This window comes from Pseudomonas sp. (assembly GCF_036404235.1).
Classification (GTDB): domain Bacteria; phylum Pseudomonadota; class Gammaproteobacteria; order Pseudomonadales; family Pseudomonadaceae; genus Aquipseudomonas.
Genome location: NZ_DASWOT010000154.1, coordinates 12032 through 36144 on the forward strand (window position 1 = coordinate 12032; position 24113 = coordinate 36144).

General features: G+C 57.5%; 17 protein-coding genes, 2 tRNA genes and 2 pseudogenes. 13 read left to right on the plus strand and 8 right to left on the minus strand.

The features are described from left to right. Positions 1-53: 53 nt before the first annotated feature. Positions 54-2111: a S9 family peptidase gene (locus tag VGC62_RS19330; RefSeq protein ID WP_331188690.1), complete on the minus strand. Its 2058-nt coding sequence runs from the start codon at positions 2109-2111 to the stop codon at positions 54-56. Positions 2112-2250: 139 nt separating this feature from the next. Between VGC62_RS19330 and VGC62_RS19335 the strand changes: the two genes are divergently transcribed. The 6 genes from VGC62_RS19335 to VGC62_RS19360 all read left to right on the plus strand — a co-directional run bounded on the left by VGC62_RS19335 (position 2251) and on the right by VGC62_RS19360 (position 6685). Next, positions 2251-2775 carry an MFS transporter gene (locus VGC62_RS19335; RefSeq protein WP_331188691.1) on the plus strand — a complete coding sequence of 175 codons (525 nt, stop codon included), beginning with the start codon at positions 2251-2253 and terminating at the stop codon, positions 2773-2775. Between the two features lie 37 nt (positions 2776-2812). Further along, complete coding sequence (locus VGC62_RS19340; RefSeq protein WP_331188692.1) at positions 2813-3586, plus strand: class II glutamine amidotransferase; 774 nt, start codon at positions 2813-2815, stop codon at positions 3584-3586. A gap of 13 nt (positions 3587-3599) precedes the next feature. Beyond that, positions 3600-4124, plus strand: a complete 525-nt coding sequence (locus tag VGC62_RS19345) for a DUF2937 family protein (protein ID WP_331188693.1) — start codon at positions 3600-3602, stop codon at positions 4122-4124. 193 nt (positions 4125-4317) lie between these two features. Further along, positions 4318-5070 carry a 5-oxoprolinase subunit PxpA gene (locus VGC62_RS19350; protein ID WP_331188694.1) on the plus strand — a complete coding sequence of 251 codons (753 nt, stop codon included), beginning with the start codon at positions 4318-4320 and terminating at the stop codon, positions 5068-5070. After that, complete coding sequence (locus tag VGC62_RS19355) at positions 5067-5771, plus strand: allophanate hydrolase subunit 1 (protein ID WP_331188695.1); 705 nt, start codon at positions 5067-5069, stop codon at positions 5769-5771. The genes VGC62_RS19350 and VGC62_RS19355 overlap by 4 nt, the downstream gene beginning before the upstream one ends. Further along, the gene (locus VGC62_RS19360; RefSeq protein WP_331188696.1) at positions 5768-6685 is read left to right on the plus strand and encodes a biotin-dependent carboxyltransferase family protein; all 918 of its coding nucleotides are present in this window, start codon (positions 5768-5770) and stop codon (positions 6683-6685) included. Before VGC62_RS19355 ends, VGC62_RS19360 begins: the two co-directional genes overlap by 4 nt. 29 nt (positions 6686-6714) lie before the next feature. On the opposite strand, the gene VGC62_RS19365 is transcribed toward VGC62_RS19360, so the two are convergent. From VGC62_RS19365 to VGC62_RS19380, 4 genes and pseudogenes are all read right to left on the minus strand, one after another. Then, positions 6715-7893, minus strand: coding sequence for a VWA domain-containing protein (locus tag VGC62_RS19365; RefSeq protein WP_331188697.1), 1179 nt, complete (start codon positions 7891-7893; stop codon positions 6715-6717). Between the two features lie 15 nt (positions 7894-7908). Beyond that, entirely contained in the window at positions 7909-8754 is an 846-nt protein-coding gene (locus VGC62_RS19370) for a MoxR family ATPase (protein WP_331188698.1), read from the minus strand. Positions 8755-8887: 133 nt separating this feature from the next. Further along, positions 8888-8989: pseudogene (locus tag VGC62_RS19375) on the minus strand (DUF4160 domain-containing protein); the annotation flags it as partial. Between the two features lie 67 nt (positions 8990-9056). Beyond that, a complete protein-coding gene (locus VGC62_RS19380; RefSeq protein WP_331188699.1) occupies positions 9057-10127 on the minus strand; it encodes a DUF748 domain-containing protein in 1071 nt (356 codons plus the stop codon). Between the two features lie 127 nt (positions 10128-10254). Between VGC62_RS19380 and cysK the strand changes: the two genes are divergently transcribed. The 4 genes from cysK (at position 10255) to aceK (ending at position 15495) form a co-directional block, all read left to right on the plus strand. Next, entirely contained in the window at positions 10255-11229 is a 975-nt protein-coding gene (cysK, locus tag VGC62_RS19385; RefSeq protein WP_331188700.1) for a cysteine synthase A, read from the plus strand. 218 nt (positions 11230-11447) lie between these two features. Then, entirely contained in the window at positions 11448-12386 is a 939-nt protein-coding gene (locus VGC62_RS19390) for an aspartyl/asparaginyl beta-hydroxylase domain-containing protein (protein WP_331188701.1), read from the plus strand. A gap of 363 nt (positions 12387-12749) precedes the next feature. Next, positions 12750-13604: a DMT family transporter gene (locus VGC62_RS19395; protein WP_331188702.1), complete on the plus strand. Its 855-nt coding sequence runs from the start codon at positions 12750-12752 to the stop codon at positions 13602-13604. A 172-nt stretch (positions 13605-13776) separates the two neighbouring features. Further along, complete coding sequence (aceK, locus tag VGC62_RS19400; RefSeq protein WP_331188703.1) at positions 13777-15495, plus strand: bifunctional isocitrate dehydrogenase kinase/phosphatase; 1719 nt, start codon at positions 13777-13779, stop codon at positions 15493-15495. Positions 15496-15538: 43 nt separating this feature from the next. Here aceK and VGC62_RS19405 read toward each other — a convergent pair. After that, a pseudogene (locus VGC62_RS19405) lies at positions 15539-19018 on the minus strand (NahK/ErcS family hybrid sensor histidine kinase/response regulator). Positions 19019-19358: 340 nt separating this feature from the next. Here VGC62_RS19405 and VGC62_RS19410 point away from each other — a divergent pair. Next, the gene (locus VGC62_RS19410; protein WP_331188704.1) at positions 19359-21233 is read left to right on the plus strand and encodes an MFS transporter; all 1875 of its coding nucleotides are present in this window, start codon (positions 19359-19361) and stop codon (positions 21231-21233) included. A 506-nt stretch (positions 21234-21739) separates the two neighbouring features. Here the strand turns inward: VGC62_RS19410 and VGC62_RS19415 are convergent. Both VGC62_RS19415 and rdgC read right to left on the minus strand, forming a co-directional pair. Further along, the gene (locus VGC62_RS19415) at positions 21740-22702 is read right to left on the minus strand and encodes a bile acid:sodium symporter family protein (protein ID WP_331188705.1); all 963 of its coding nucleotides are present in this window, start codon (positions 22700-22702) and stop codon (positions 21740-21742) included. Positions 22703-22797: 95 nt separating this feature from the next. After that, positions 22798-23718 carry a recombination-associated protein RdgC gene (gene rdgC, locus VGC62_RS19420; RefSeq protein WP_331188706.1) on the minus strand — a complete coding sequence of 307 codons (921 nt, stop codon included), beginning with the start codon at positions 23716-23718 and terminating at the stop codon, positions 22798-22800. A 160-nt stretch (positions 23719-23878) separates the two neighbouring features. On the opposite strand from rdgC, the gene VGC62_RS19425 reads away from it, so the two are divergent. Both VGC62_RS19425 and VGC62_RS19430 read left to right on the plus strand, forming a co-directional pair. Then, positions 23879-23954: transfer RNA gene (locus tag VGC62_RS19425), tRNA-Val, on the plus strand. Between the two features lie 19 nt (positions 23955-23973). Beyond that, positions 23974-24050: transfer RNA gene (locus VGC62_RS19430), tRNA-Asp, on the plus strand. Positions 24051-24113: the final 63 nt, after the last annotated feature.

A 24113-nucleotide genomic window follows, 5' to 3' on the forward strand; every position in this document is an offset into this window, starting at 1 on the left:
CTACACAACATCCGGACTCAGCCTGCTATGACACGGGTGGCCGCCGGAGTTCCTCAGGCCAGTTGCAATACCTTAAAGATAAAACCATATTCGAGCGCTACGTCACGTAATCCCTGGTAGCGACCGCTCATGCCGCCGTGGCCTGCGCCCAGTTCGGTCTTGAGCAATAACAGATTGCCATCAGTTTTGTGTGCTCGCAATTTTGCGACCCACTTGGCCGCTTCCCAATACTGCACGCGACTGTCGTTATACCCAGCGATGACCAGCATTGCTGGATAAGCCTGCGCTGTAACGTTTTCATAGGGCGCGTAGCCCTTGATTCGGGCGTAAACCTCGGGCTCCTGCGGATTACCCCATTCGTCGTATTCGGTCACGGTCAGCGGCAGCTCAGGGTCGAGCATGGTGTTGAGAACATCGACGAACGGCACTTCGGCAATGGCCGCCTTGAACAGGTCGGGACGCTGATTGATTACCGCGCCGATCAGTAAGCCGCCAGCGCTGCCGCCACTGATTACCAGTTGCTCGGCGGTTGTCAGTTTCTGCGCGATCAAGTGTTCAGCACAGGCGATGAAGTCAGTGAATGTATTGGCTTTGTGCTCTTGCTTGCCATTGCGATACCAAGCCTCGCCCAACTCGCCGCCGCCACGCACATGAGCGATGGCAAAGGCCACCCCCCGATCCAGCAGGCTCAGGCGCGCATGGGAAAACCATGGGTCGAGGCTTTCCCCATACGCGCCGTAGCCATAGAGGTAAAGCGGTGTCGGCTGACCGGCCAGTTCTTTCTTGACCACCAGGCTGATCGGCACCTGCGTGCCATCCGGCGCGGTTGCCCACAGACGCTGGCTGACATAGGCATCGGCATCGAAAACACCCAGGACCGGGGTTTGCTTGAGCACAATCTGTTCGCCCGTCGCCAGGGTCAATTGACGTACCTGCGCCGGACGATTCAAGGATTGATAGCGCAGGCGGATCCTGTCGCTCTCGAACTCAAGTGTGTCTTGCACGTGAAGGTTGTAGGCCGCATCCGGCAGTTGTACGCGATACGGCGACTTGCCTTGTGGGTGAACTTCGACGATGGGCAGCCCACCTTCGCGCAGGCTCAAGGTCAGGGCCTTGGCGTTGAGGCTGAAGCCGTCAAGCATGACCGACTCACTGTGCGGGATCAGGGTTTGCCATTGAGCCCTGTCGGGAACGCCGCTGTCCTGCTCATGAGCTTGATACAGCGCGAAGTTGATGCCGCTCTGGTTGCTGCGAATCAGCCAGCTCCAGACGCCGTCTACCAGACCGTGATCCACCGAATACTCATGACCTTCGTTGCGCGGTGCCATGCAGACAAAGGCTCGCTCAGGCGTCGCGGCATCCAGCACCCAGGCTTCGCTGGTGGTCTTGCTGTCCAGCGACAACACCAGTTGGCGCTCGGAACTGGTGCGATAGCAATGCAGGAAGAACCGCCCGTCCGGTTCGTTGAAAACCAGGTCAGCGGAGTCGTTGCCAAGCGTATGGCGATACAGCTTGTGTGGCCGATGGGTGTCATCCAGTTCGCCGAAAAACAGCGTCTGGCTGTCGTTGGCCCAGGTCATGCTGCCGTCGCAATCCTCGAATGGCAGGTGCGTGACTTCGCCGCTGCTCAGTTGTTTGACGTAGAGCTGGTAAACCTCTTCACCTGTGGTGTCGAGGCTATAGGCCAGTCGCTGATGATCCGGGCTGATGCTGAAGGCACCGAGTGAGAAAAACCCGCCGTCGGCCAATACGTTTGGATCGAGCAGCAGCTCTTCGCGGTTTTGATCAACCGTGTTCGAGTCGTCGGTTGGGCGGGGGCAGCGATAGTGCCGCGCGTATTCATCACCTTCGGTGGTGCGCGTGTAATACAGGTACGGGCCCCAGGGGGAGGGCAACGACAAGTCAGTTTCAAGAATGCGGCCCTTGATTTCCTGAAACAGGGTTTCGCGCAATGCCTCCTGATCGGCCAGTTGCTGTTCTTGGTAGCTATTTTCGGCCTTGAGGTAATCGAGCACCTCGTCGGTGTCGCGGTTCTGCAGCCAGGCATACGGGTCGGCACCTTCGGCCTTGCGGGCGATGGGTGCGCTAATGGACGAGTTGGATAAAGGCATGCTGGGCTCTCTGATCATGAAATGATCGGTGACGCGACCGTGTTTGAACGTGAAGGCGCACCGATACTGAAGCCGGGGAAGCCGGGCTGGCGAAAAGTCGTTATCATAAGCGCCTCTTTACCTGCCTACCACGGACGTCATGACCGACAACGACTATCTGATTGCCTGGGGCCTTTACGCATTTGCTGCGTTGGGCTGTCTGTTGGTGTGGATCAAACTGACCGGCTGGATGTGGCGCTACCTGCGTGAGCCGCTGTGGTTACTCGGCGCGGTGCTGTTGTTTACGCCGACGAGCGTTGATCCGGTCAAGGATACCTATGCCCCGGCGCTGGCCATCAGCGTGCTGGACCTGGCGTTGAAGGTGGGCAACGTTGTCTGGCGTGCGGTTCTGGATCTGGCGACCTACGGCGCCGTGGCGCTTGGTGTCTACGTGATATTTGCGCTGATTCGCTTGCCGATCCTGAAGGCCCGCAAGGCTCGTCAGGCCCATGCCGAAGCTGCTGCAGCGCAAGCGGCGCAGCCCGCAGAAGATGACGAGCCTTTCGCATCCCAGGGTCCTGGGCGTTATGCCACGCAACCGGCTGCCCCGGCACCGCTAAATGGCGGTACGGCAGGCAGTCCGGGTAATACTGGTGGCCGCTATCGGGTCGAGCCAAAGCTGTAATAGGCCAACACGCCGCAGAACGTATTGAGGCCTTAGCATGTGTGAACTACTGGGCATGAGTGCCAATGTCCCCACTGACATCGTTTTCAGCTTTACCGGGCTGATGCAGCGCGGTGGGCGTACGGGGCCGCATCGCGACGGCTGGGGCATCGCTTTCTATGAAGGCCGTGGTCTGCGCCTGTTTCAGGACCCTGCCGCCAGCAGCGAGTCTGAAGTCGCACAACTGGTGCAGCGTTATCCGATCAAAAGCGAAGTTGTCATCGGCCATATTCGCCAGGCCAACGTGGGCAAGGTCTGCCTGTCCAACACCCATCCTTTCGTCCGTGAGCTGTGGGGACGCAACTGGTGTTTTGCGCACAACGGTCAACTTGCCGATTTCAATCCACGTGCCACGTTTTATCGTCCAGTGGGCGACACAGACAGCGAAGCCGCTTTTTGCGATTTGTTGAATCGCGTTCGCGAGGCAGCGCCCGAGCCCGTCGAGATCGAACAGTTGTTGCCGTCATTGGTTCAAGCCTGTGCTGAGTACCGCAGCAAAGGCGTGTTCAACTGCTTACTCAGTGATGGCGACTGGCTATTTTGTTTTTGCTCCACCAAGCTGGTGCAGATTACCCGTCGGGCGCCATTCGGACCGGCACGTCTAAAGGACGTTGATGTGATTGTCGACTTCCAGGCAGAAACCACGCCCAACGATGTGGTCACTGTGATTGCCACCGAACCGCTGACCGAAAACGAGACCTGGCATCGTTACGAGCCGGGTCAATGGAGCCTGTGGCGACGCGGGGAATGCGTGGCCCAAGGCGCGACCTGACAGAGAGGGACCTATGCTGCGAAGCTACTTGCGACTGGTATTGTTCACGGCGGGCTTGTTGTTTGGCGTGCAGGTGCCCGGCTTTATCGCCGATTACAGCAAGCGCGTCGAGGCGCACCTGATCGAAGCGCAACAAGGCATGAAGGGCTACAACGAGACGGCGCAGCGCTTTTTCAATGGCGATGTGCAGGCGCTGATCCAGCACTACCGCAGCAGCGATGATCCCGTGTTTCGCAGCGATGCCGACAGCGTCAGCAAACTGATGACCCGTGCGCAACTGCTCGACCGCGAATGGCTGGCGCTGCAAGGCCCGTGGTATGCCAAGGCTTTGCATGTGTTTACCGCCGCAGATCCGGACATCCGCAAGGAAACCTGGAACGGTTACAGCTGGCAAGTGCTCCTGACGCCTGAGGTGATCGGGTGGGGGCTCGCTGGGGCGCTGTTGTTGTCGCTGGTGATCGAAAGCTTCGTGGTATTTATCGATTGGCTGGCGGTGGGGCGGCGGCACAAACGTGCGGTCAACCCGGATTGGCGTTAACCCCACCGACATTGCATCTGTTGGAGCGCGCCTGCCCGCTAGACTCAACTCTGGCCGGCTCTTATCAAACTAAAGAAAGGCCATTGATTTAACAGGAGATAAATCACCAACAGATCCCGTGTTTGCTACGCGACAGCGCGGCGTCTGGACGACGGGTGATCTCTCATCAAAAAACGCACATAGGAGATTCCCCATGGGCCGCCTGTTATTGAACTGCGATATCGGTGAAAGCTACGGCGCCTGGACCATGGGTCTGGACGCAGACGTCATGCCGTTCATTGACTGCGCCAACATCGCTTGTGGCTTTCATGCCGGTGATCCCAGTGTGATGCGCAAGACCGTTGCGCTGGCCTTGTCGCACAACGTCACCATCGGCGCGCACCCCGCTTATCCGGATCTGGTGGGATTCGGTAGACGCTCAATGGCCTGCTCGGCGCAGGAAATTCAAGACCTGCTGCACTACCAGATAGGCGCGCTGGATGGCGTGTGCCGTGGGCAAGGCGGGCAGGTGAAATACGTCAAGCCCCACGGCGCGATGTACAACGACATGATGGCCAACCCCGCACAATTACGCGCAGTGATCGAAGGTATTGCCCGCTACGACGCAGAGCTGCCATTGATGGTATTGGCGATGCGTGACAACACTGTCGCGCAGGCAATTGCCGATGAATATGGCGTGACCTTGTGGTTTGAGGCGTTTGCCGACCGTGCTTACGACAGCCTCGGCCGACTGGTATCACGCAATCTGCCGGGCGCCGTGCATCATGATCCGGAACGCATCATCGCCCAGGCCTTGACGCTGTCGCGTGGTGAGGTGCTGACCGCCAGCGATGGCAGTGAATTGTTGCTGGCCGCCGATACCTTGTGCGTCCATGGCGACAACGCCAGTTCTATCAGCGCCGTGCAACGTATTCGTCAAGCGTTGGGTGAGCCCGCTGCCTCATGAATGCCAGGATAGAAGTCGTCGCGATCGACTGTTTGATGGTGCGTCTGTTCGATGCCATCGATGAGGCCAACATGCCGTGGATGCTGGCGGCCAGCCTGCGCTTACGTGCGGCCTTTGCGCAAAATCTGATCGATCTGGTGCCGTCTTATACAACGCTAATGGTGCATTACGACCTTATGGCGCTGAGTCCGGATCAGGCCAGGGAACTGATCGTTGGTGCGATGACCGACCTGTCGCCTGATTCATTGACGAGCGGTCATCGGCATGTGTTGCCGGTCTGGTACGACCTCAGCGTTGGCCCGGAGCTGACCCTGCTCTCCAAACGCAGCGGGCTGTCGGTTGATGAGGTGATTCGTCGTCACAGCGAGCGTGAATACCAGGTCTTTGCACTGGGTTTTGCGCCGGGTTTCGCGTTCATGGGGTTGGTTGATGAAGTGCTTGCAGCCCCACGTATCAAAACTCCACGTAAACGTGTCGCCGCAGGCAGCGTCGGCATTGCTGAACGGCAGACAGCTGCTTACCCGGTGGTGTCTCCAGGCGGCTGGAATATCCTGGGCCGCACTCCGGCCACATTGTTCGACCGCGAGATCGACGGCTACAGCCTGATGCAGCCCGGCGATACCGTACGCTTCCAGGCTATCGACCACGCCGAATTCTTGCATTTGGGCGGCGACGACACCCCGTTGGAAGCGCTGGCATGAGCGTGCTGACCGTCAAAAGCGGCACCCCATTGTGCCTGTTGCAGGACGCCGGACGTTTTGGTGTGCGACATCTCGGGGTGACGCAGGGCGGGGCTTTGGATTGGGTCTCGATGTTCTGGGCCAACAAACTGCTCAATAACCCGCTGGACGCTGCGGTAATCGAAGTGACGCTGGGTGGCCTGACCCTGATTGCCGAAACCGATTGCTGCTTGGCGCTGGCGGGCGCCGACCTTGGCGTCCTGCTCGACGAGCGGCCGATATCGCCATGGCGCAGTTTCTTCGTCAAGAAAGGCCAGCAGTTACGGTTCATTCAGCCGGTTGCCGGTGCTCGGGCTTATCTCGCAGCACCCGGCGGCTTTGATGCGCCTCAGGTGTTGGGCAGTTGTGCCACGGTTGGGCGCGAAGGGCTCGGCGGTCTTGACGGCGCCGGCAAGGCACTGCAAGAGGGCGATCAACTGACCTATTCGGGAGCGGCTTTCGAGCTTCATGCAGTGCCAGGCAACCTCGTTCCGAACTTCGCTGATCCGGGCCCGCTGGACGTCGTTCTTGGCGCACAAATCGGTCAATTCAGCGGCCTGAGCCTGTTCGACGCCTTCAACAGCGACTGGACCCTAGACAGCCGAGCCGACCGCATGGGCCAACGCCTGCTGGGCCCGGAGCTGGTCTATCAAGGCAAACCGATGATCTCCGAAGGCATTCCACTCGGCGCCATTCAGGTGCCTCCGGATGGACAGCCGATCATCCTGCTTAACGACCGCCAGACCATCGGCGGCTACCCCAGACTCGGCGCGCTGACCCCTCTGTCCCTGACGCGTCTGGCGCAGAAACTGCCGGGGAGTGTGGTGCGGATGAAAGCGGTGGTGCAAAGCGTCGCGCATCAGCAGCAGGTTGCCTTCATGCAGCGATTTGGCTGAGGTATGCGCGATGGTTGTAGGGCGAAGTATTACTTCGCCAAATACCGCATCCCTTCCTCCAGCCCGCGCAGCGTCAGCGGATACATCTGATCGTCGATCAAGTCCCGCACGATGTTGGTGGAGGTGGTGTAGGCCCAGGCCTCTTTCGGGTAGGGATTGATCCAGATGATCTTCTTGAACTTGGCCTTGAAGCGCTGCATCCAGACGTAGCCGGCTTCTTCGTTCCAATGTTCGACGCTGCCGCCTGGCTGGGTCACTTCGTAGGGCGCCATGGCGGCGTCGCCAATGAAGATCACCTTATAGTCGGCGCCGTATTTATGCAGCAAATCCTGGGTGGACGTGCGTTCAGACGTGCGGCGCTGGTTGTTCTTCCACACTGATTCATAAATGAAGTTGTGGAAGTAGAAATACTCCATGTGCTTGAACTCGGTCTTGCAGGCCGAGAACAGCTCTTCGCAAATCTTCACATGGGCGTCCATCGAGCCGCCGATGTCGAACAGCAATAACAGTTTGATGGTGTTGCGCCGTTCGGGGCGCATCTGGATATTCAGCAGCCCGGCATCGCGCGCTGTGTGATCGATGGTGCCGTCGATGTCCAGTTCATCGGCCGCGCCCTGGCGGGCGAACTTGCGCAGGCGGCGCAGGGCGATCTTGATGTTACGCGTGCCCAATTCGACCTGATCGTCGAGGTTCTTGTATTCGCGTTGCTCCCAGACTTTGGCGGCCTTGCCTTGACGCTTGCCTGCATCGCCGACGCGAATGCCTTCCGGGTTGTAGCCACCGGAGCCGAATGGGCTGGTGCCACCGGTGCCGATCCATTTGTTACCACCGGCGTGGCGTTCCTTCTGTTCTTCCAGGCGTTTCTTGAACTCCTCGATCAGCTTGTCCAGCCCGCCGAGGGACTGGATTTGCGCCCGCTCTTCGTCGGTCAGCGAACGCTCGAACTCCTTGCGCAGCCAGTCCTCGGGGATCAGCGCCTGCAAGTGGTCATCGAGTTTTTCCAGGCCGTTGAAGTAAGCGCCGAAGGCTCGGTCGAACTTGTCGAAATGGCGTTCGTCCTTCACCAGAATCGCCCGCGACAGGTAATAGAACTCGTCCATGTCGGCGAAGACGACGCGCTGTTTCAGTGCGTTGATCAGGTCCAGCAACTCGCGGACCGAGACCGGCACCTTGGCGGCGCGCATTTCGTTGAACAGATTGAGCAGCATGATGGTTGCCCCGAATCAGCGGTTGCCCCGACGGCTCATAAAGGCCAAGCGCTCAAGCAACTGAACATCTTGCTCGTTCTTGACCAGCGCGCCGGCCAATGGGGGAATGGCTTTGGTCGGATCACGTTCGCGCAGCACGGCTTCGCCGATGTTGTCGGCCATCAGCAGTTTCAGCCAGTCGACCAATTCCGAGGTCGAGGGCTTCTTTTTAAGGCCAGGGACTTTGCGCACGTCGAAGAACACGTCCAGTGCTTCGCTGACCAGGTCTTTCTTGATGTCGGGGTAATGCACGTCGACGATCTTCTGCAGCGTGGCGCGATCCGGGAAGGCGATGTAGTGGAAGAAGCAGCGACGCAGAAATGCATCTGGCAGCTCTTTCTCGTTGTTGGAGGTAATGATGATGATCGGGCGAATTTTGGCCTTGATCGTCTCGTCGATCTCGTAAACGTAGAACTCCATTTTGTCGAGTTCTTGCAGCAGGTCGTTGGGGAATTCGATGTCGGCCTTGTCGATTTCGTCGATCAGCAGAATCACCCGCTCTTGTGCTTCGAAGGCTTCCCAGAGCTTGCCCTTCTTCAGGTAGTTGCGCACATCGTGGACTTTGTCCACACCCAACTGTGAATCACGCAGACGGCTGACGGCATCGTATTCGTACAGCCCCTGATGAGCCTTGGTGGTGGACTTGATGTGCCAGGTGATCAGCTTGGCGCCGAAGGACTCGGCCAGTTGCTCGGCGAGCATGGTCTTGCCGGTGCCAGGCTCGCCTTTGACCAGCAGCGGTCGCTCCAGCGTGATGGCAGCGTTGACCGCAAGCTTCAGGTCGTCAGTGGCGACATAGGCCTGTGTGCCTTCGAATTTCATTGGAACATCCTCGAACGTAACGTGCAGGCGGCAGGCCCGGACGGCTCAAATCTAGGGGAATAATGGGCCAACTATAACGCGCGGGTCGGTTGGCTGTGAACGCAGATGCCTTATTCAGTCTCTGAATGGCGCGTCAGTTGTTCTCGGTTATCCGTATCCATTCGAGTGCTTGCTTGAGCACGGCGGTCGGCGCATGACCGCGCATGGGTTCTACCAGCTGCAAGCAGATCAATACCGCCGCCCGTCAGATGCTCCATAACTACCCGTTACGTGTGCCGATGAGTGTCAGGCGTGGTGTTGGTCTATTGATCGTTACCCCGGTCATAACGCGTATTGAACGCCTGCACGAATGCGTTTCGCAAAATTTGCAAGAACGCCTGAAATGCACTCACGTCCTGCTTGTGTACGCTGCCGCTGAGTTCTACGCGGGTGGCGAACTGGTTTTTGCCCTGGTTCTTCAACACCGTTTCGCTGGCGCCAACCACGGCCTCCCACACAGAGCGGAAGAACCCTTTGTTCTGGTTCTCTACATCCTGCTGCCAGTTGAAGATATCCACATCTTTAAGCAGCGGTTTGATGTAACCACTCAGTTGCCCTTTGTTGGCCTGGGCCTCGATGACGATGTCGCCGTTGCCCGCATTGAAGTCGAACTTGCCATAGGCCGAGGCGAAGTCGTTCATTTGCTTGAGCTGGATGTCGGTCGCACGCAGCCGAAAATCGAAATCCTCGAAATTGCTGAATGGGTCGAAGGTCGCGTTGGTTTCCAGCGGGGCGTTGCCCAGCAGCAGAGCCTTGCCTTCGAAACGGGCGTCGCGTTTGCCTCCGGTATCTACAACATTGGTCAGGTTATAAAGGCTGGCGTTAACGTTGTCGGCCTCGATTTTTACTTTCGGCGTGGAGGTGAAATTGCTGAAGGTGATTTTGCCGTCCACGACCCGCACTTCGTTGAGGGTAATTGGCAGCAGCTTGTTCAACTGCGCGCGCCAGTCGGTGCCTGCACCCGTCTGTGACGCCTGCTTGTTAGTGCCGCCGTCGACGAAATTAAGCGCGGGGCTGATAAATGCAACCTCGGCGACCACGGCATGGTCGTACCACAAAGAATGCCAGCTCACCGAGAGGTCAATGATCGGAATGTTAACGAAGGGTACTGGCACCTTGCCGTCGACCTTGACGATGTTCAGGCCGTTGATTTTGTAAGCGCCGTGCCACAGCGCAAGGTCGACATCGGTGACTTGACCGCGATATTCACCCATGTCCGCGAGTTTTTCATTCAGGTAGTTGCGCACGACATAAGGCAACGCGATATGCACGGCGATCAACAGCACGACGATGCAGAGTACTGTCCAAAGTGGCCAGCTGTAGCGACGTTTCATGGGGTGAGTCTCCGTTTGCTTATGGGTGTTGACTGCCGTCATCGGCATCGGTTCGCTATGACTGGACGCCTCCAGGCAGGCAGCATAGGCTTTGACCCATTCCAAACCCTACACAAAGGACCCCGTCATGAGCCGTATCTACGCTGACAACGCCCACTCTATTGGCAATACGCCACTGGTGCAGATCAACCGGATCGCACCTCGCGGTGTCACGATTCTGGCAAAAATCGAAGGGCGCAATCCTGGTTATTCAGTCAAATGCCGGATCGGCGCCAACATGATCTGGGACGCTGAAGGCAGCGGCAAACTCAAGCCTGGCATGACTATCGTCGAACCGACGTCAGGCAATACCGGTATTGGCCTGGCATTCGTTGCGGCAGCTCGGGGCTACAAACTGATACTGACCATGCCGGCCTCCATGAGCATAGAGCGGCGCAAGGTATTGAAGGCGCTGGGTGCTGAAATTGTCCTGACTGAAGCGGCAAAGGGCATGAAAGGTTCCATCGCAAAAGCCGAAGAGCTGGTTGCGCAGAACCCGGACACCTTCTTTATGCCAGCGCAGTTCGAGAACCCGGCTAACCCGGCGATTCACGAAAAGACCACAGGCCCGGAAATATGGAGCGACACCGATGGCGCGATTGATGTGCTGGTAGCGGGCGTCGGGACTGGCGGCACCATTACAGGCGTGTCGCGCTACATCAAAAACACCATGGGCAAGCCGATCATTTCGGTGGCGGTAGAGCCGATGGCGTCTCCCATCATTACCCAGAAACTTGCGGGCCAGGAGATCACCCCCGCCCCGCACAAGATCCAGGGCATCGGCGCCGGTTTCATCCCCCAAAATCTCGACTTGTCGATTGTCGATCGGGTCGAACTGGTCAGCGATGAAGAAGCAAAAACGATGGCCCTGCGATTGATGCAGGAGGAGGGGATTTTGTGCGGGATTTCCTGTGGTGCTGCCATGGCAGCGGCCGTCCGTCTGGCCGAGAAGCCGGAAATGCAGGGCAAGACCATCGTTGTTATTCTCCCTGATTCCGGCGAGCGCTACTTGTCGAGCATGTTGTTCAGCGACATGTTTACAGAGCAGGAGTTGACGCAGTAAGTCTCTGCGCGAATTGCTATTTGCCGACCCTGCTTTTAGGGGGTCGGCTTTTTACAGCGCCAAACAAGGCTTATGATGACCACCCTCAAGACCTGCCAGATTGTTGTTGTAGATCATCTGGCGGTTGTCTTTGGTCGTTCAGACTCACGCTCAACAACTGTAGGTCAGCGTCAGCATTGCGTCACTGTTAGTTATTTGCCTGTTTCAAGGAGAGTTTCATGAGTCTTTCTTTCGCTGCCAAAGCGGCAATATTGCTGCTGTTTATCGGCAGTACGCTTTACGTGCATTTGCGTGGCAAGGCGCGTTTGCCGCTATTACGTCAATTTGTGAACCACTCCGCGCTGTTCGCGCCCTACAACTCGCTGATGTACCTGTTCTCCAGCGTGCCGTCCAAACCGTATCTGGACCGCAGTAAATTCCCCGAGATGGATATCCTCAAAGACAATTGGGAAATCATTCGCGAAGAAGCCATGCACTTGTTCGACGAGGGCTACATTCGTGCCGCCGCCAAGGACAACGACGCCGGTTTCGGTTCGTTTTTCAAGAAGGGCTGGAAGCGGTTTTACCTCAAGTGGTACGACAAACCGCTGCCGTCCGCAGAAACGCTGTGCCCCAGAACGGTAGAACTGCTCAGCCGCATTCCCAATGTCAAAGGCGCGATGTTCGCTTTGTTGCCGGGCGGCAGTCACCTCAATCCGCACCGCGATCCGTTTGCCGGCTCCCTGCGTTATCACTTGGGATTGTCTACGCCTAACTCTGACGACTGCCGTATTTTTGTCGATGGTCAGGTTTATGCCTGGCGCGACGGTGAGGACGTTATGTTCGACGAGACCTACGTACACTGGGTCAAGAACGAAACCGACGTGACCCGCGTGATTCTGTTTTGCGATGTCGAGCGCCCGTTGAGCAACGATTTCATGAGGGCTGTGAACCGTCGGGTCAGTACCTTCCTGGGGCACGCCACCGCACCGCAAAATACCGACGATGAGCGTGTCGGCGGTATCAACCAGGCTTACGCCTTCACCAAGCGTTTCAGCAATGGCGTGAGTGGCAAGGTCAAGCAGTTCAAGCGTGCAAACCCGAAGGCCTATCGGGTCTTGCGTCCGGTGCTGGCGGTGATCGTCTTGACGCTGCTGGGCTACTGGCTGTTTGGTTGAAACCAGCTGTTGCACATGACACCGAGCGCTGGTTATAGTCGGCGCCGGTGTTTCACAAATACCTCTCCAATTTCCGATGAAGACCAGCGCCATGCCTGCTTCCCGCCTTCAATTCACGTTCGATGCCGCAGCGTTCGCTGTTGCTCAGCCGTGTGGATGCCAGCAGCTCGTGTTCATCACGCGTTACCCTCCGCCTTCTCCTGTGAACAACCCGGTCGTGTGCAGTGTTGCACCGCCAGGTGTTGTGTCGCTCGCCTGATCGACGGCTTTTCTCACTGTCGATTTGCGCCTGCAAACACTTCAAAACATCAGTGAATCCGGTTTCTTGCCGGGTCCGATTTTGTCTGAATCACAGGTGACACCATGTTCGCTAACAAAGCGCTGGCCTCGATGGCCACCACTACGCTGTTCGTGCTGCTCTGGAGTAGCGGGGCGATTTTCTCCAAATGTGGTTTGGCCCACGCTTCGCCGTTTGCCTTTCTGCTGATTCGCTTTTTGCTGGCGCTGGTGGCGTTGGCCATCCTGATCCCGACCCTGGGCTACAAACTGCCCGGCACACGTAAGTCTTTGATCTACGCAATGGCCACGGGCGCGGTGTTGTTGGGGGCTTATCAAATCTTTTACCTGCTGGCGCTGGACTTGAAAGTTACCCCCGGCGTGATGGCGACCATCATGGGTGTGCAGCCGATTTTGACCGCTGTGCTGGTTGAGCGCAGGCGTTCATGGTCGCGGATGTTCGGACTGTGTTTGGGGTTGGCGGGCCTGGTGCTGGTGGTTTACCAGGGTATTGGTGGCGGCGGATCGATGGCGGGCATGCTGTTTGGATTGCTGGGCATGTTGAGCATGACCGGCGGATCGATCATGCAAAAGCGCATTACCGATAACCCGTTAGGGACGTTGCCTGTGCAATACCTGGCCGGCGCGGTGGTATGCGCGGTGTTTGTGCCGTTTCAGCCGTTCTATTTCGAGCACAGCATAGGTTTCTTCGTGCCAGTGTTGTGGATGGGGTTGGTGGTCTCGGTGCTGGCGACCTTTTTGCTATATCGGCTGATTGCACAGGGCAATCTGGTAAATGTCACTAGCCTGTTCTACCTGGTGCCTGCCGTGACAGCGATCATGGATTACCTGATCTTCGGCAATCGCCTGGCGCTGCTGAGTATCCTGGGCATGGTGCTGATTGTGATTGGACTGATATTTGTCTTTCGCAAGACGAGGTGATTTCAATTGATTCCCCTGTAGAGCATTGCCGGTGAAGGCAGTGGGGCTGGTCGATAATCTGCAAAAACTGGCTTCTTCACCGGCAAACTTCGTTCTAACAGTTGCTCCCCGACAGTCTCCCGGACGCTGATCCACTGCTAAGATCGGCGTACGATAAATCCGAGATACCCCCATGTCCGAATATTGGCCCGCCACAGACATTGCTCGCTCGATCCTCAATGGCTTCGATGACTATCGGCAGCATTTCAAGCAGATCTCCGACGGTTCGCAGAAACGCTTTGAGCAGGCGTTGTGGCAGCAAGCGCAGACCGCATCAGTGGCGCGAATCAATCTGTATGAAGAGAAAGTCGGCGAAGTCACGCGTAGCCTGCGCGAGGCGTTCGATGTGCAAACGCTGTTGGACGCCAACCAATGGCCGCTGGCGAAAAGCGCGTACATCGCACTCATTGACCCGCGTCTGGACGATGAATTGGCAGAAACCTGGTTCAACTCGATCTTCTGCAGCTTGTTCAGCCACGACCTGATCAGTGACGACTGCATGTTCGTTCACACTACACGGCCTTCGTTTCGTGCCCATGAACGGGCTGCGCAAACTCGAATCTATCGGCCTATGGGCGATCTGACTACAACCCTTGAGCGGGTATTCAGCGACTACCGCTTCAACGTGCCGTACGTCGATTTACCCAGTGACTTGCAGCGACTGCACGCACAACTGCGCGCGTGTCTGCCCGATTGGGTGTGCAAGGACCCCGAGTTGGTCATCGAGTTGTTTTCATCGGTGCTGTACCGCAACAAGGGTGCTTATCTGGTGGGGCGTATTCATACCATTGATGAGCAGTGGCCGCTGGTGATTGCGTTGTTGAACCCGCAAGGCAAGGGTGTACAGATCGACACGCTGATCACCGATGAGGCCGAGGTGTCGACCATCTTTTCGTTCACGCGCTCGTACTTCATGGTCGACGTACCGGTGCCCGCCGAATTCGTCGGCTTCCTCAAACGGATTCTGCCGGGCAAACACATCGCCGAGCTGTACAGCTCAATTGGGTTTTATAAACATGGCAAATCCGAGTTTTATCGGGCGCTGAGTCGACATCTGGCGAGCACCGATGATCGCTTCATCATGGCCGCTGGTGTGCGTGGCATGGTCATGAGCGTGTTCACGCTGCCGGGTTTCAATACTGTGTTCAAAATCATCAAGGACCGCTTCTCGCCTTCGAAGAACATCACCCGTGCCATGGTCATCGAGAAGTATCGTCTGGTTAAAAGTGTCGATCGGGTAGGGCGCATGGCCGATACCCAGGAGTTTGCAGACTTTCGTTTTCCGGTGAGCAAGTTCGAACCCGAGTGCCTGAAGGAGCTATTGGAGGTCGCCGCCTTGACGGTCGTGCTTGAAGGCGAAACCGTGTTGATACGCCACTGCTGGACCGAGCGCCGCATGACCCCGCTCAACCTGTATCTGGACAACGCCAGCGATGCTCAGGTGCATGAAGCGCTGGAAGATTATGGTCTGGCAATCAAGCAACTGGCGGCGGCGAACATCTTCCCCGGTGACATGTTGTTGAAAAACTTCGGTGTTACCCGGCACGGGCGCGTGGTGTTTTATGACTACGACGAGATCTGTTATTTGACCGAGGCCAATTTCCGGCACATCCCCAAACCGCGTACGCCAGAAGACGAAATGGCCTCAGAACCGTGGTATTCGATTGGTCCGATGGATGTTTTCCCCGAAGAGTTTCCGCCATTTCTGTTCGCCGACATGAAGCAACGCAAGCTGTTCAGCAGCCTGCATGGCGAACTGTACGACCCCGATTATTGGAAAAGCCTGCAGGACGCGATCCGGGCAGGGAAGGTGATCGATGTGTTTCCGTACCGCAGGAAGTTGACGGCATAAGGCCGCTGGAGCGCGTGCGCTTGCGAATGAAACAGCGCGGTTTTTAACTCAAGCTCACATGCCGGCTCAGCAACGCCCGTAGCGCTGCGGGCTTGACCGGCTTGGCAAGATAATCAAGCCCCGCAGCATGCACCTGCGCGACCAGTTCCGGGCGCACATCGGCACTGATCAGCACCCCAGGCACGGGTTCGCCCAGGCGGGTACGTAGCCAGGCCATCAGTTGCGTGCCGGTTTCGCCGTTGTCCAGGTGATAGTCCACCAACGCCAGTTGTGGGCGAACGCCTTGGTCCAGCAGTGCCTGGCACTCCTTGCGATTGCGCGCCGTCCAGACCTGACAACCCCACCGGCTCAGCAGGCTGTTCATGCCTATCAAGATGCTGTCTTCGTTATCGACGCACAGAACTTGCGTGCCATTGAGCGCCGGGCGAGTGGCATCGCCTGCGGGCATATTCGTGGGCAGCGGCCCTTGCTGGCGCGCCAATGGCACGGTCACGCTGAATACACTGCCCCGGCCCGGCCATGAGCGTACTTCCAGCTTGTGACCCAGCACTCGACACAAACCGTCGGCAATCGCCAGGCCCAGCCCCAGCCCCTTCTCGGCACGGGTCTGGTGGCTGTCCAGGCGCTTGAACTCTTCGAAAATCACCTGACGCTTGTCCTCTGGAATCCCCGGCCCGCGATCCCAGACTTCCAGGCTCAACTGCCCGTTTTTGCGACGTACTCCCAGCAGTATCGGGCCTTTGCCGTAGCGAAAGGCGTTGGTCAGGAAATTCTGCAACACCCGGCGCAACAGCTTCACGTCACTGTCGATGCGTAATGTGCTGCCTCGTACCCGGAAACTCAGGCCTTGTTCCTGAGCCAGCGCCTTGAATTCGGCCCCCAACGTATCGAACAGCGTGTTGAGGACAAACGGCTGACAGTTGGGGGTGAACTTTCCGTTCTCCAGCCGGGAAATATCCAGCAGGTCACTGATCAGGTCTTCCGCCGAACGCAGCGAGCTATCGAGGTGATGAATCAGCTGTTGCGCCTCGCTCGGGATGCTGTCGCCTGCATGAGACAACGCCGCCGAAAATAGACGCGCTGCATTCAACGGCTGCATCAGGTCGTGGCTGACAGCGGCCAGAAAGCGCGTTTTCGACTGGTTGGCGGCCTCCGCATTGCCCTTGGCTTCGGTCAGTGCCACGTTCAGTTGCGACAGTTCGTGGGTGCGCTCGGCCACCCGCTGTTCGAGGCTCTCATTGACGCTCTTCAGCGCGTGCTCGGCTTCGCGGAAAGCGGTGATGTCGGTGAAGCTCATGACGAATCCGCCACCGGGCATCGGGTTACCAATCAGCTCGATCACCCGTCCGTTGGGGAATAGCCGCTCTGAGGTGTGCGCACGGCCTTGACGCATCCAATGCAGACGCCGCGCCACGTGGACTTCCGCTTCGCCGGGGCCGAGTAGACCGCGTTCGGCGTTGTAGCGAATGATGTCGGCAATCGGGCGCCCGACGCTGATCAGGCCGTCGGGGTAATTGAACAACTCCAGATAGCGGTGATTCCACGCCACCAGTTTCAGTGATTGGTCCACCACGCTAATGCCTTGGGTGATGTTCTCGATCGCGCCCTGCAACAACGCTCGGTTGAACTGCAACACCTATGACGCCTCGTCGGCGATGCGCACCACGTCTTCAACCTGCATGTCGCGGCCTTCAATCGCCGCCTTGACCACGGCACGCGTCGAGGAGGTCCCGAGTACACCGGCCAGCAATCGCTCGGTGTGGGCGATCCATTCGCCGTTGGCGTTCTGGTTCGGGTTGAAGCCTTTGCCCTGACGGTAAGCGAAGCGGATGAAGCTCTGTTGCGCGCGTTCCTCACCGACAAAACGCGCCGACAGCTTGAGCAAGTCCTCGATCTGCACCGCCAACAACGAGCGGCTATTGGGGCGTGCGTGAAGCTCCTGACCGATGAAACGACCCGCTTGCCAATGTTCGGAAACCCGCGTGCGCGACAGCATCGACACCCAGGCAAACAGGATGAAATTACCAGCCATGGACAGCACGACGCCTTGGGTCAGTGGGCTGATCGGCATGTTCAGCGGGTTGCCATGCAGCCATCCCAGCAACGGAAAGCTGCTCAGCGCCCAGCCCATGCTGTGAGCCGCAATCGGCAGCACCAAGGTGTAGAACCACAGGAAAATACCGGCGGCCAGGCCCGCAAACACGCCACGGCGGTTGGCCTGTTTCCAGTACAGCGCGCCGATCATGGCCGGCGTCAATTGAGCGATAGCGGCGAAGGCGATCTGGCCGATGGTCGCAAGACTTGCGGTCGAGCCCAGCAGGCGATAACTGACGTAAGCCAGCAACAGAATCACTACGATGCTCACGCGGCGCACCGACAGCATCCAGTGGCGGAACACTTCGAACGGACGCTCCGCGGTTTTGCGCCGCAGCAGCCATGGCAGCAACATATCGTTGGAGATCATGGTCGACAGCGCAACACTGGCGACGATGACCATGCCGGTGGCCGCCGAGGCACCTCCGACGAACGCCAGCAACGCCAGCGCCGGATGAGAGTGCGCCAATGGCACGCTGATCACGAACGAATCCGGCAGCACCGAGCTGGGCAGCATCATCTGCCCGGCCAGGGCAATGGGCACCACGAACAGCGCGGCCAGGATCAGATAGGCCGGAAACACCCAGCGCGCCAGACGCAAATCCTGAGGCTCGATGTTTTCCACGACCGTCACGTGAAATTGCCGGGGCAGGCAGATGATCGCCATCATTGCCACGCCAGTCTGCACCACCATGGACGGCCAGTTGATGGTTTCTTTCCAGTACTCCTCCAAGCGCGGCGCGAGCATGGCCTGGCTGAACAGATCGTCGAAGCCGTCGTACAGGCCGTAGGTGATGAACGCGCCAACGGCCATGAAAGCGAACAGTTTGACGATGGCTTCGAAGGCTATCGCCATCACCATGCCACGGTGGTGCTCGGTGGCATCGAGGTTACGTGTACCGAAGACAATGGTGAACAACGCCAGCACCAGCGAAACGATCAACGCGGTGTCTTGGGCGCGTGTACCGGAGGCATCGGCTCCGGCACCAATCAGGATATTCACGCCGAGCACGATGCCTTTCAACTGCAAGGCAATGTAGGGCAGCACGCCGACCATGCAGATCAGCGCGACAACGATCGCCAGCGATTGAGATTTGCCGTAGCGCGCAGCGATGAAGTCGGCAATAGAGGTGATGTTTTCCTGCTTGCTGATGAGTACCATTTTCTGCAGCACCCACGGTGCCAGCATCATCATCAGTACCGGCCCCAGGTAGATCGGCAAAAACGACCAGAGCTGTTCGGCGGCTTGACCAACCGCGCCAAAAAACGTCCAGCTGGTGCAATAGACCGCCAATGACAGGCTGTACATCCAGGCTCGCAGCCGAGGCGGCAACGCACGGCTGCGCCGATCGCCGTAAAACGCGATAGCGAACAGGATGGCCATATAGGCCAGGGCGACGGCAGCGATCAGTCCGCTGGACAGCGACATGGGAACTCCAGAACAACAGGTATCAAAACGACAAAAGCGACCGGCACCAGCGGGCGTGGATCAGACAGTCTCGCATGTCACTGCGACCTTCGTCTGTTTCGACGAAGGTCGCAGCGACGCGGTGTCGCATAGGATTAAATGATCCGGTCAATTGTCGGTGCGTGGATGATCGGTTTGACAGTATTGTGGTCAGTCATCATGGACCGTACATTGGGCGGACTTATAAAAACACGCTGTTTGTTTCGCCGTGTATTGCGCACCTGAATACACTAAATGTGGCTCGCAGCGGAATCTGATCTTCCCATTTTCAAGCCAGCACCGGCGCTATTCAGGACCACGTTTGATGAGTCAGTCACAGTTCAATTTGTTGGGTAAACGGCGTTTCCTGCCGTTTTTCGTGACCCAATCCCTTGGGGCTTTCAACGACAATATCTTCAAGCAATCGCTGATCCTCGCCATTCTCTACAAACTGACCATCGACGGTGATCGCTCGATCTACGTCAACCTGTGCGCGATGCTGTTCATCCTGCCGTTCTTTTTATTCTCGGCGCTGGCCGGGCAGTTCGGTGAAAAGTACCCCAAGGACAAATTGATCCGTCTGATCAAGCTGCTGGAAATCAGCATCATGCTGGTGGGTGCCATCGGTTTTTTGTTCGATCACCTGTCGTTGATGCTGGCGGCACTGTTTGCCATGGGCACTCACTCGGCGTTGTTTGGACCGGTGAAATACTCGATTCTGCCGCAGCACCTGCAGGAAGACGAACTGGTGGGCGGTAACGGTTTGGTGGAAATGGGCACCTTTCTGGCCATACTGGCGGGAACCATTGGCGCCGGAATCATGATGTCGGCGACCCATTACGCGCCCATTGTGTCCACCGCGATGGTGCTGATCGCCTGTCTGGGTTATCTGGCCAGCCGCGCTATTCCATCAGCACCTGCGGCATCGCCGGAAATACGCCTGAACTGGAATATTTTCAGTCAATCCTGGGCCACCTTGAAACTTGGGCTAGGGCAGACCAAGGCTGTGTCGCGCTCTATCGTTGGTAACTCTTGGTTCTGGTTTGTCGGCGCGATTTACCTCACGCAAATCCCGGCTTACGCCAAAGACTGGATGTATGGCGACGAGACCGTGGTCACGTTGATTCTCACGGTTTTCTCCATTGGCATCGCGGCAGGCTCGATGCTCTGTGAGCGTCTGTCGGGGCATAAAGTGGAAATCGGTCTGGTGCCGTTCGGCTCTATGGGGCTGACAGTATTCGGAGTGTTGCTCTGGTGGCACTCCGGTGGTTTCCCACAGAACGTGCAGGCCAATGACTGGCTGGCGGTGCTTGGCTTCGGACAAACCTGGTGGGTGTTGTTTGACATCCTCGGCATCGGCGTTTTCGGTGGCTTCTACATCGTGCCGTTGTACGCCCTGATTCAGTCCCGAACGCCAGAAAAGGAACGTTCGCGGGTCATCGCGTCCAACAACATCCTCAACGCGTTGTTCATGGTGGTGTCGGCTATCGTGTCGATAATCCTCCTCAGTGTGGCGAAGCTGTCGATTCCACAGCTGTTTTTGGTGGTCTCGCTGATGAACATCGCGGTTAACACCTATATCTTCAAAATTGTCCCGGAGTTCACCATGCGTTTCATGATTTGGCTGCTCAGTCATTCCATGTACCGCGTCGAGCACCGTGATCTGCAACTGATTCCCGACGAAGGCGCTGCACTCCTGGTCTGCAACCATGTGTCGTTCGTCGACTCACTGTTGATCGCAGGATCAATCCGCCGACCGATTCGCTTCGTCATGTACTACAAAATCTACAACCTGCCGGTACTCAACTTCATCTTCCGAACGGCTGGCGCTATCCCTATCGCCGGTCGTAGTGAAGATCTGGTTACGTACGACACGGCCTTCAAGCGTATCGCCGACTACCTGAATGCGGGGGAGTTGGTGTGTATCTTTCCTGAGGGCAAGCTCACCACCAGCGGCGAGATCGATACGTTCAAAGGTGGCATGACGCGCATTCTTGAGGAGACCAACGTGCCGGTTATTCCTCTGGCATTGCAAGGTTTGTGGGGCAGCTTCTTCAGCCGTGATCCGAACAAAGGCGTGTTTCGCCGATTGTGGTCGCGAGTGACGGTGGTGGCAGGTGCCGCGCTGTCGAGCGAAGAGTCTGCGCCTGCGTGGGTTCGGGAGAAGGTGGTGTTATTGCGCGGGACGATTCGGTGACTCTCCAGACGAAACCGCACTGCCTCGGATGGGGTTTCGCTTAAGTTGAACGAGCAGGCCCTTGAGGCGTTAGTTGCAGACGGCTCTCCTGCCGGTAACTGTAGGAGCCAACGTGTTGGCGAGGCGGCCAATGCGGTGTATCAGGTACGCCGCCTCGCGAACAAGTTCGCTCCTTATACAGCTGGCCCACTGCCGTGTTGAAGACATCCGCCGATGGCAAGCCCCGGCGGATGAGCAGCAGCCAATTGTGGTCGAAACGCGTTTCACCTGTAGGAGCCAACTTGTTGGCGAGGCGTCCAACGCGGCGCGCCCGAAACGCCGCCTCGCCAACAAGTTCGCTCCTACAACTGACCCACTGCCGTGTTGAAGACATCCGCCAATGGCGCGCCGCGACGCAAGCAATGGTGACGCATCTGATACGGTCAATTTTTTTCAGCGAGAAATCCCTGCTGAGAGCTTGACCGGGAACAGAGTATCTACACAGAAGTTGAACCGACAAAAAAGGGTCACCTAACAACCGGCTTGTCCTCAGCCACCATCACCTCCGGCTCCATCTTCCGGAAATACGTCGAAAGCAACGCTCCAGATATGTTGTGCCAGACACTGAACAGTGCGCTAGGGACTGCCGCCAGCGGAGAGAAGTGCGCGCTGGCCAACGCTGCGCCCAAACCTGAGTTCTGCATGCCGATCTCCAGCGACAGCGATTTGCGCTGGGCCAATGGCAGTTTGAACAGCTTGCCGGTGTAGTAGCCCAGCAGGTAACCGAAGCTGTTGTGCAGGATAACCACGGCCATGATCAACAGGCCGGATTCGGCGATCTTCGCCTGACTGACGGCGACTACTGCGCAGACGATCATCACGATGCTGATTACCGAAACCAGCGGTAATACATCGACTACAAATTGCACGCGTTCACGCAGCAGACGTTGCGCGATCACGCCAAGCACGATTGGCAGTATGACCAGTTGCAAAATCGACCAGAACATCTCCAGGAAAGACACGGGTAGCCACGCCGCCGCCAGTAGCCAGATCAGCGCAGGCGTGAGTAATGGGGCGAGGAGAGTAGTGAGTGCAGAGATGGCAACTGACAAGGCCAAATCGCCTTTCGCCAGCCAGGTCATGACACTGGACGAGGTGCCGCTCGGGCAGCAGCCGACGAGAATTACGCCCAGGGCAATTTCAGGTGGAAGGTGAAACAGCTGGCACAGCAGCCATGCCATGCCGGGCATGATCACGAAATGCGCGATCACACCAAGAGCCACGCGCCAAGGATGGTGCATGACCTCGGAAAAATCGTCGAGCTTGAGGGTCAGCCCCATGCCGAACATGACCAGGCCGAGCAATGGCACGATGAGGATTCTCAAACCGATGAACCAGCTTGGAAACAGGAATGCCAGCACGGCGTACAGTAACACCCAGTAAGCAAACGTATTACCGACAAAACGACTTAATGCAGCCAAGGCACGCATGGCTTGCTCCTTTCTTTTTTATTGGCTTATTTCAGTAGTACGCCGTCGGATATCGACGGCGCACCGGGCGAAGCCTGACTGACTACGCCGTGATATCAGATGCCCTGAGGAATCTCTTCACCGCCCAACGCTTCCATCAGTTGCGGTAAGAATTCGCCGAAGGTCAACATCATTAGGGTAAAGCTGGCGTCTTGCTGGCCCAACGCATCGTCGCCACCGTCCTGCTCGGCTTGATCCTGTAGCAAGTCTTCGAACTTCAGGCGTTTGACGGTTAGTTTATCGTCCAGCACGAAGGACAGTTTGTCCTGCCAGGCCAGCGACAGCTGAGTCACGACTTTGCCGGTGCTCAGGTGCAGTTGGATTTCTTCGCTGGTCAGATCTTGACGCTTGCACTTCACAATGCCGCCGTCTTCGTGGGTGTCGCGCAGTTCGCATTCGTCGAGAACGAAGAAGTGTTCGGCGGTCTGCCCGGTCTTGACCCATTCGGTCATGACCGCAGTGGGCGCGGTCTTCACGGTTATCGGACGTACAGGCAGCGAACCGATCACTTCACGCAAGGTGGACAGTAGGTCTTCGGCGCGTTTCGGGCTGGCTGAATTGACCAGTACCAAGCCCTGTTTCGGTGCGATGGCGGCATAGGTAGCCGAACGGCGAATGAATGCGCGCGGCAGGAATGCCTGGATGATTTCATCCTTGAGCTGGTCGCGTTCCTTTTTATAGACCTTGCGCATCTGCTCGGCTTCGATCTCTTCGACCTTCTCTTTAAGGGCGTCGTTAACCACGCTGCCGGGCAGGATGCGTTCTTCCTTGCGTGCCGCGATCAGCAGGAAGTCACCGCTGACATGGACCAACGGTGCATCCGCACCCTTGCCGAACGGGGCGACGAAACCGTAGGTGGTCAACTCCTGGCTGGCACAAGCGCGGGCAGGTTTGGTGGCCAGTGCGGTTTCCAGCGCTTGGGCGTCAAAGGGCAGGTCTTGGGTCAGGCGATACACAAGCAGGTTTTTGAACCACATGGGTTGAATCTCTCCTTAATACAAAGTGGGGCATTATTCGCTGCTAAACCCCTGCGGCCAACCCTGTGCTAAGCCTTTGGAAGGATTATAAAAATTATTTAAAAAAGTGCTTGCCAGAGGTGGGGTCGCTCCGTAGAATGCGCGCCACACCGAGAGTGAAGGGTGATTAGCTCAGCTGGGAGAGCAGCTGCCTTACAAGCAGCGGGTCGGCGGTTCGATCCCGTCATCACCCACCAATCCTTCTCAGTGTTACGCGCAGCGGTAGTTCAGTCGGTTAGAATACCGGCCTGTCACGCCGGGGGTCGCGGGTTCGAGTCCCGTCCGCTGCGCCATATTTAGCTTCAAGGCCCTTGAACTCCTTGAAGCAACAAAAAGCGACCTTAGGGTCGCTTTTT